Source organism: Ruegeria sp. E5 (genome assembly GCF_056534105.1).
Map to the genome: position 1 here is coordinate 136994 of NZ_JBQFPA010000007.1, position 8663 is coordinate 145656.

General features: G+C 56.8%; 5 protein-coding genes. 4 read left to right on the plus strand and 1 reads right to left on the minus strand.

Annotated elements, in window-relative coordinates:
* Positions 1 to 14 precede the first annotated feature (14 nt).
* The gene (locus ACR0BI_RS21080) at positions 15 to 3374 is read left to right on the plus strand and encodes a Tc toxin subunit A-related protein (protein ID WP_480562829.1); all 3360 of its coding nucleotides are present in this window, start codon (positions 15 to 17) and stop codon (positions 3372 to 3374) included.
* 23 nt (positions 3375 to 3397) lie between these two features.
* Here ACR0BI_RS21080 and ACR0BI_RS21085 read toward each other — a convergent pair whose 3' ends face one another.
* A complete protein-coding gene (locus ACR0BI_RS21085; RefSeq protein ID WP_480562828.1) occupies positions 3398 to 4927 on the minus strand; it encodes a sulfatase-like hydrolase/transferase in 1530 nt (509 codons plus the stop codon).
* A gap of 375 nt (positions 4928 to 5302) precedes the next feature.
* Between ACR0BI_RS21085 and ACR0BI_RS21090 the strand changes: the two genes are divergently transcribed.
* From ACR0BI_RS21090 to ACR0BI_RS21100, 3 genes are read left to right on the plus strand one after another with little or no spacing between them, the layout of a single operon-like run.
* Positions 5303 to 6106 carry an inositol monophosphatase family protein gene (locus ACR0BI_RS21090; protein ID WP_170408817.1) on the plus strand — a complete coding sequence of 268 codons (804 nt, stop codon included), beginning with the start codon at positions 5303 to 5305 and terminating at the stop codon, positions 6104 to 6106.
* A gap of 4 nt (positions 6107 to 6110) precedes the next feature.
* Positions 6111 to 7811 carry a Na/Pi cotransporter family protein gene (locus ACR0BI_RS21095; RefSeq protein ID WP_480562827.1) on the plus strand — a complete coding sequence of 567 codons (1701 nt, stop codon included), beginning with the start codon at positions 6111 to 6113 and terminating at the stop codon, positions 7809 to 7811.
* Entirely contained in the window at positions 7808 to 8557 is a 750-nt protein-coding gene (locus ACR0BI_RS21100) for an N-formylglutamate amidohydrolase (RefSeq protein ID WP_480562826.1), read from the plus strand. The genes ACR0BI_RS21095 and ACR0BI_RS21100 overlap by 4 nt, the downstream gene beginning before the upstream one ends.
* Positions 8558 to 8663 lie beyond the last annotated feature (106 nt).

Sequence of the window (8663 nt, forward strand, 5' to 3'; positions counted from 1 at the left end):
AAAGGACTTTGATCATGGATACCAGCAAGATCAGCACTTACGGCTATCATCACCTGCTTGATCAGGACATTTTCGGCCCCCAGAAGATCAAGCTTATCAGCTATGAAAAACACTGGGACTACACGTTTGAAAACTTCTTCCACCCCTTCGTGTCGGAGTTGATCGAGCGTCTGAACATACAGGGTGTGCCCGGGATGTTGTCCCCGGAGTTTCACAAAAGCTTGCGCAAGTCATTCTTCAATTCCCTCTATTCCCCGCAGGAAACCGACAAGATCGACATCCATTCGTTCCCGAAGGAAATCGACACGCGGATGGGTGGGCCTTATGCCAACTACAATTGGGAACTGATGTTCCATGTGCCGCTGACCATTGCGGTGCACTTGTCCAAGACCCAACGTTTCGCCGAAGCGCAACGCTGGTTCCATCTGATTTTCGATCCGACCGAGAATGACCCCGATGTACCGGTGCCCACACGCTATTGGCGTTTCCTTGCCTTTCGCGAGGGCGAAGCCCAATCCATCGATACGTTGTTGACCCTGCTCAGCAAACCAAACGACGAATGCACTGACGCGGAGCTGGCCGAGAAAGAAGCGATCCTAAATGGGTATGAAGCGGTGCGAAACACCCCGTTTCAGCCCTTTGCAGTCGCGCGCACACGGACGATTTCATTCATGATGCACGTGGTGATGAAGTACCTCGACAATCTGATTGCCTGGGGTGACAACCTGTTCCAGCAATTCACGCGCGAAGCCATCATGGAAGCGCTGCAGATCTATGTGCTCGCCTCGAATTTACTGGGCGACAAGCCGCAGCGTTCACCTGCGGGTGGAACAACCACGCCACGCACCTTTGCGCAGCTTCGGGCCCAAGGGCTTGATCCGATGGGCAATGCATTGGTCGAGCTTGAAGGCGCGTTCCCCTTCAATTTCACAACGCCAACAGGTGCGGGCACCAGCGACAGCGCTGCGCCGTTATTCGGTATGGCCCGCACGTTGTATTTCTGCATCCCGCATAATGAAAAGCTGCTGGGTTATTGGGATACGGTTGCCGACCGGCTGTTCAAAATCCGCAACTGTATGGATATCGAAGGGCAGGTTCGTCCGCTTGCCCTGTTCGACCCGCCGATCGATCCCGGAATGCTGGTCAAGGCGGCGGCGGCTGGGCTGGATATCGGATCTGTCGTTTCGGGTTTGAATCAACCGGTCAGCCCCGTCCGCTCGCGCGTGTTGATCGAGAAGGCGGCGGAATTTGCCGGAGAGGTCCGCAATATCGGGTCGGCCTTGCTGACCGCCTTGGAAAAACGCGACGCCGAGGCACTGGCCCTGTTGCGGCAAGGTCACGAAGTCAGCTTGCAGAAACTGCAGGTCGATCTTCGTTACCTTCAATGGAAAAACACCGAGGCAGCGACGCAAGCGCTGATAGGCAGTCGTGGCGCGGCGCTTGAGCGATTGAACTATTACAAGCGCCTGCTGGGTCAGGAAGCTGATCCAAATGCGCCCGAGACCCTGGAGCTGACCCGTCAGACCCTGACAAAGGCCAATTTCGACGAAGCCTACGAAGCACTTGTTGCGCAATATGACGTGCCGGTTCAGCGGCTGGAGTTTCCCGATCTTGAGCGTCCGGGCGATGGCGATGGCGCGCAGACGTCAGGCCAAACCGGGGACGGAGACCTTCACCTGTCGAAAAAAGAGAATGAAGAACTTAACATCCTGCTGCCAATAGCCCGGGACACAACGCTGGCCAAATCGGTGTTCCACTCGATCTCGGCAACGCTTACCCCGATCCCCGACCCGAAACTGGACCTGCATTATTGGGGCCTCGGTGGCACCATCGACTTTAAGGTGGGAACCGTGCTGTCCTCGGTCATGCGGATCGCGGGGGATGTATCCGGGATGATCGCGGATTGGAACCGTGATCAGGCCGGGATGGCGGCTCGCGCTGCCGCCTATGAACGCCGCGCCGACGAATGGATTTTACAGCACAATCTGGCGGCCCATGATGTGATGCAGATCGGGCGTCAGATTCTGACATCGTTGATCGCGGAACAGGCGCAGCATCGTGAATACCTGAACTTGAAGAAGGCAATCCGTCTAACAGAGCAGACCCGCGATTTCTTGCAGGACAAATACACCAACGAAGAGCTCTATGGCTGGCTGCAAGGCGAGTTGTCAAAGCTGTATTACGAGTACTACCGCTTTGCCTTCGATACTGCGCGGCGTGCCGAGCAGACCATGAAAGCCGAACTGATGCGGCCCGAGCTGGATCAGAAAACTCTGGTGCAGTTCAACTATTGGGATGGCGGTCGCAAGGGGCTTCTTTCCGGCGAAGCGCTGCTGCTGGACGTCAAGCGGATGGAGCTTGCGTATCATGAACACAACCGAAACGAATACGAGCTGACCAAACATGTCAGCCTGCTGCAAATCGATCCACTGGCCCTGGTCAACCTACGACGCACGGGTCGGTGTACCTTCAAAATCCCCGAGGCGCAGTTCGATCTGGATGGGCCGGGCCACTATTTCCGCCGGATCAAGAGTGTTGCGCTCAGCCTGCCCTGCGTGTCCGGGCCCTATATTGGGACCCACGCGAAACTCGTGCATCTCAAGAGCAGCATCCGGCAACGACCGGATATCGGGGATGGCTATGTTCGCACGGGCCCCGAAGACGACCGTTTCGCCGATATTCACAGCGCCGAAAGCAATGTGTTCAGTGCGGCGCAAATGGAAACCGGTCAGTTCGAGGGCATGCCTGATGATCGCTATTTACCATTCGAAAATGTGGGCGCAGTCAGCGAGTGGCGGCTAGAGCTGCCGGCGGACCCAACGCAAGGCGATCCGCAGCAGTTCGACTATGACACGATCTCGGACGTCGTCTTGCACCTGCGCTACACTGCGCGGGATGGCGGTGGACCCGTGCGTAATGCGGCGGTTGATCATCTGAAAGCCGATATCGCGGCAGACGGGACTGTGGGCAATGTGCGGCTATTCTCACTGCGGCACGAGTTCCCGACGGAATGGGCGCGCTTCCGCCACGAAACACCCGCTGCGGGTGGGCGTCACGAGCTGCGGCTGACACTCCGACCCGAGCACTATCCCTATTGGTCGGCTGGTCGCCTCACGACGCTCAAACGGTGCGATCTTTTTGCTGAAAGCAGTCTGGATGCTGCTCCGGCAACAATCACGGTGTCTGATCGTTCTGATACCAGCGACGGAGGTGTGGTTCAGGACACATTGACCCGCCGTCCGGAACTGGGCGATCTGGCGGTTGGTCAGTTGGCGACGGTTCCGTTGCCCGCAGGCCCAACGGGTGAGATCGTGCTGTTTTTCGACACCGCAGAGTTCGAGGATATGCTGATGACTGTAACCTGGGGTGGTTGACGATCCTCAGCCATATAGGAACGTCACGGTTGGCGCGGACCATCCGGGGTGATCATCCAGTTTGACAGGGTCTTGTCCATTTTCCGCATCCGGTGACGCAACATGTCGCGTGTCATGCGCGCCAATGTGGCGGCGTGTTCAGGATGTTCTGCCACGTTCTCCATCTCACCCTGCCCTTCACCGTCAAACAGCATGGGCGGAAGATCAGCCGCAAACTCAACCAATGTAAACCGGTCGTCGCGCAGGATGCTCAGGCAGCTGTCCTCTAACCCCGTTTCCAGATCGCGTTGCCAGCGGGTTGGGTTCAGCGGATCAGCGAAGTCCAGCTCCGAGAATGAATAGCGGCGCCAGTCAGCCGGGGTTGAGGATTCACTCTGAAGGAAGGGCAACAGCGAATGCCCATTCATGGAATCCGGTATTGTCTGCCCGATCCATTCGAGAATCGTCGGAACGATATCAATCGATTCCGTGGGTGCCTCGACCCGTTTACCACGGGCTCCATCGGGCATGCGCACGATCAAGGGTGTATGATAGGCCGCATCATAAACCGACATCTTACCCCAACTGTGCCGATCCCCCAGCATCTCGCCATGATCTGCGGTGACCACCAGCATAGTGTTGTCGTACTGCCCTGTCTCTTTCAAAAACGAAACCACGCGGCCGATATGATGATCTACCTCCGTGGCAAGACCCAGATAGATCGAACGCAGCGTCTGCACTACCTCGTCCGTCGGTTCAAGGTCCGGGAAACCTTCAACAAACCCGGCAACCGTGCTGTTGGCCCGTGCCGGAGCGAAAAACGGATGCAACGCCTCTTCGGCCTCGGCGGTTAGCAGTCGCGATGGCAATGGTAGCGAGGCAGGGTCATACATTCGGTTATATGGTGCCGGGGCTACCAGCGGTGGATGCGGGCGAATGTAGGTCAGATGTGCAAACCATCCCCTGTCATCATCCGCATACGCCGGCATGGTTTCCAGAAACCGATCGGTTAGAAAGGCGGTATCGCTATCCTCGGCTGCGTAGAAGGCCGGGTCATTCAGTGCAGGCTGGCCGCCATTGGGTGCGACCGGTTTGAACACGTCAATATAGTTTTCGAACTCATATCCACGGTTTTTCAGATGAGAACGCCATGGGAATGACATCTCCAAACGCATTTCCAGCATTTCCTGAAAACCGGCCATGTGGAATTCATATGACCTGAGCGCCGGGTCTTTTGCATCAAACACGCGCGGGTCCTGTGATGTGTCGGTATATCCAAACAGCATCGGCAGATACCCTGCCTTGCGCATCTCGCTGGCGATGGTCGGTGCATCGTGGCGCAGGGGCGTGCCGTTTCGTACCGACCGGTGGTTCATCGCGTATTGCCCGGTCAGCAATGAGGCGCGCGATGGCCCGCAGGGGTTGGTAACGGAAAAGTGCCGCGTGAAAGAAACACTGTCCTCCATCAATGCGCGCATGTGAGGCAGGTCAACATGGGCCTCCAATGCCCCAAACAAACAATCCGCCCGCATCTGGTCGGTAATGATAAACAGGACGTTGTGTTTGTCTGTCATATCCCGGTGCTCCTGATCGCTGAACCGAATCTTTGGCCCTGCGCGTGTATTCCTGCCAAAACTACGCGGCGGTATTGCCTGCTTTGCCTCGGAATGGCGATACCCACCGCTCAAAAATCCACAAACGAAACCGCTAATCAACCAAAAACGGAATAATTTGGTTGAATAAGTTGTTTTTTGTGGGTTAATGTTGCTGTGCTGTGTGGGGTTTTGTGACGTTGATGCTTAAAAGATGTTGCGTAATGCAGCATCGCAGAGTGACGATACAACCGGAACACCCATGTGCAATGGCGATCCGTTAGTCATCCAGTTTACCTGTACCATGACGGCGTCTCTGAATACTGCTTAAGGCATTGCAATGAGGGACAAAAACAGATGCTAACCCCACCAAATACCGTTGCAACGCCCGAAGGTACGTCAGATATCGCGATTCACGCCGCCGAAATCGCCAATATCGCCGCGCAGGCTGCGCGCGGGTACTTTCGGGGACGTTTGGGGGTTGAGTTCAAGGCGGACGAAAGCCCGGTCACACAGGCGGACAAGGGTGTCGAGGCCGTTGTGCGACAATATTTGGCTGAGAACTTTCCAGATGACGGTATCTTTGGCGAAGAGCAGGGGTTCGAAGGTCAGGATCGGCAGAATGTCTGGATTGTAGATCCCATTGACGGCACCCGGTCATTCCTGTCGGGGCATCCGTTGTTTGGGTTCCTGTTGGGATATCTCACGAATGGTGTTCCCCGATTGGGGGTCATCGGCATGCCTGCCCTGAACGAATTTCTGATCGGCATGAAAGGTCAAGGGGCCACACTGAATGGCAAGCCTGTCTCGGTCAGCGTTACACGCCAATTGAGCGACGCAGTTTTTTTCGTCAACGAAGGCGACAAGATTTACCGGGATCATCCGGCCCTGTTTGATCGGTTGATGAATTCGGGACAGACCCGACGCTTTGCCTATGACTGCTACCCGCATGCACTGCTTGCGATGGGCCATGTTGATGCGGTCATCGATTATGATCTGCAGCCTTATGACTATCTGCCGGTTTCCGCCGTAGTTGAAGCTGCGGGCGGGATCATGAGCGATTGGGAGGGTAAGCCGCTAGGTCTGAACTCCGACGGCCGAGTCATATCGGCGGCCACGCCGCAACTGCATTCCGAGCTGCTTGATCTGGTGAACGGATAACGGAATGGCGATTGTCAGTTTCCTCATAAGTCTGGCTGGTGCAACGATGCTGCTGCTCTACGCTGTGCGCATGGTGCGCACGGGCATCGAGCGTAGCTATGGTGCATCGTTTCAGCGGGTGATGACGGGGCAGCGCAGCTATGTGCAGGCCTCGATGGTAGGGCTTACAATGGCCGTCGTCTTGCAAAGCTCGGCCGCGGTTGCATTGCTGACCTCCGGATTTGCGGCGGGCGGGATGTTGGCCTTTCCGACCGGGCTCGCGATGGTTCTGGGTGGCGATCTCGGCTCGGCGCTGATCATTCAGGTTCTGTCCTTCAAACTGGATTGGTTGGTGCCGCTACTGCTTGCGGTCGGCGGCTATCTGTTCGTCAAGACAGAGGCCAAGAAACCGCGCCAGTTGGGCCGTATTCTGATGGGTGTCGCATTCATCCTGATCTCACTGCGTTTTCTCCGCGAGGCGATGAACCCGATCCGTGACAGCGCCTTTCTACCCGCCATCGCCGAGTATCTTGCGCGTGATTACATCACAGCGTTCCTAGTCGGTGGAGCGCTGGCCTTTGTCATGCATTCTTCGGTCGCTGCGATCTTGATGTGTGTGACCCTGGTGCAAATCGGGGCGATCCCGTTTGCCGCCGGGCTCTCGCTGGTGTTGGGTGCTAATTTCGGGTCCGCCTTCATCCCGGTTTGGCTGACACGCGGCATGGCCCTGTCTGCAAGGCGCATTCCCTTCGCTAATCTGGCGCTGCGGGGCAGTTGGTCAATTGTCTCGCTGTTTGCTGCCAACCTGGCGCTGCGAACCGGAGTATTGGGCGATCTGCAAGGCGGACAGATGCTGGTGAATGCACATCTGATTTTCAACGCCTCGCTTCTGGTTCTGGCCCTGCCGTTTTGCGGCATGCTGCGCGCGCCATTCGAAAAACTGCTGCCCGATCCGAAAAGTCCTGAAAGCAGCGCGCAGCCCGGGCAACCGATCAGCGCACTTGATCTCGACTCCCTCAGCAGACCCAATCAGGCCCTGTCTAACCTCAAACGCGAGCTTCTGCGGATGAGCGACATGGTTGGCTCGATGTTCCGGCCTGCGCTGGAGCTTTATCGCAGCGGCGACAAGGAGCAGATCCGGGCCATTCGGGACATGGATACTGATGTGAACGATTGCCTTTCTGGTATCCGGCAATATGTGGCGGCTATCCCCGCTGATGCGTTCGGCAAGGAAAATGCCAAGATTGCGCGGGACCTAATGGAATATGCCATTCGCCTGGAAACCGCGGGCGACGTGGTGGCCAAACGCCTGACGGCATTGGCGGATGACATGCGCAAAAAGGGGGCCGCGTTCTCGAAAGAAGGTTGGTCAGAGCTGGTCGAAATGCACGAGGGGATTGTGGCCAACCTGAAACTGGCCTCGAACGTGCTGATCTCGGACGATCTGGAAAGCGCGCGTCTGCTGAGCCTGGAAAAAACCGAAATCAAGCGGGCCGAGCGTGACAGTCGCAAACGCCACCTTAAACGCTTGCAACATGGCAGCGCAGAAAGCTTTGAAACCAGCGACATCCACCTCGAAACGCTGCGCGCCTTTCGCGAATTCAACAGTCACATCGCGGCCGTCGCCTATCCGATCCTGTATCGCAACGGGCAGTTGCTTGAAACCCGTCTGATCGAAGAAATGCCGCAGATGGAACAGGATGCGGATACCGAGGTCAAAGGATGAGCGGATCGGTCGAAATCCTGAACCAGGCGGGCGTTGGGCGCGTCGTTCTGCTGTGTGAACATGCAAGCAACCGCATTCCGGCAGAGTTTGATTATTTGGGATTGTCCGCATCCGCGCGCGTCAGCCATGCTGCTTGGGATCCGGGCGCAATGGCGCTGACACGGACGCTGTCGATAGCGCTTGATGCTCCGGTCGTGGCCTCGACCGTCTCGCGATTGGTCTATGATTGCAACCGTCCGCCCGAGGCGGCAAGCGCAATGCCCGAGAAATCAGAACTGATCGAAGTGCCGGGCAATGTGGGCCTCGATCAATCGCAACGCGATGCACGTACCCAGGCAGTGTATGCCCCGTTCTGTCAGGCTGTTGCACAGGTTCTGGATGCGCGTGGTCCGGATACAGTCGTTGTGACTATTCACTCCTTTACGCCAGTCTATTTTGGTAAGCCGCGCGCGGTTGAACTTGGACTTCTCCATGACGAGGACAGCCGTCTGGTCGATGCCATGCTGGATCATATGGATCAGATCCCGCATCGCCGCACGGAACGCAATCAGCCCTATGGCCCCGCTGACGGTGTAACGCATTCGCTCCGTCTCCATGCGCTGAGCCGGGGGCTGGCCAATGTGATGATCGAAGTACGCAATGATCTTTTGGGCAATGAAATACAGGTTGCCAACATGTCCCGGGACATACTGGCGCTGCTTGAACCGGCGCTGAACGATATCACGATCAGGGAGGACGCATCGTGAGCGCGACGCTGACACTTGAGCATTTGAAGGCTGAGGTTTCGTCTGGCGAGATTGATACGGTATTGGTTTGTCTGGTTGACATGCAGGGCCGTTTGATGGGCAAGCG